This window comes from Mesorhizobium sp. M7A.F.Ca.US.002.01.1.1, from assembly GCF_004022955.1.
Taxonomy (GTDB): domain Bacteria; phylum Pseudomonadota; class Alphaproteobacteria; order Rhizobiales; family Rhizobiaceae; genus Mesorhizobium; species Mesorhizobium ciceri.
In genome coordinates this window covers 1-412 of sequence record NZ_RZQE01001073.1, presented here as the reverse complement: position 1 = coordinate 412, position 412 = coordinate 1, and the positions used below count along the sequence as shown (strand labels likewise).

Here is a 412-nt window from a genome sequence, read left to right as displayed (position 1 = left end):
GGCGCAGATTGTCGGCGCCCCGGCCCAGCCCTATACGCGCGCATTGCTCGATGCCGATATCGGCCTCGACACCAAGCCGCTGCTGAACCGAGCCGGGCTCCACGCATGAGCCTGCTGGCGGTGTCCAACCTCACCAAGCGCTACCGTCGCGGCGACAACACCATCGCTGCAGTCGACGATGTCTCCTTTCACATCGAGCCGGGTGAAACGCTGGCGTTGGCCGGACCCTCCGGCAGCGGCAAATCGACGATCGCGCGGGTGGTGCTGCGATTGATCGAGCCGGACGACGGACGCATCGAGTTCGAAGGCGACGATTTCCTGGCCCTGCGCAGCGCAGCACTGCGTGCCCGCCGCGCGCGCCTGCAAATGGTGTTCCAGGACCCGCTTGCCGCCTTCAACCCGCGCGCCACGG

The 412-nt window shown here is 67.5% G+C and carries 1 protein-coding gene; it reads left to right on the top strand.

The window, feature by feature from the left end; genetic code table 11:
• Positions 1-105 precede the first annotated feature (105 nt).
• Positions 106-412, top strand: a 307-nt coding sequence (locus tag EN932_RS37760) for an ATP-binding cassette domain-containing protein (RefSeq protein WP_128369600.1), incomplete at its 3' end; no start/stop codon positions are given.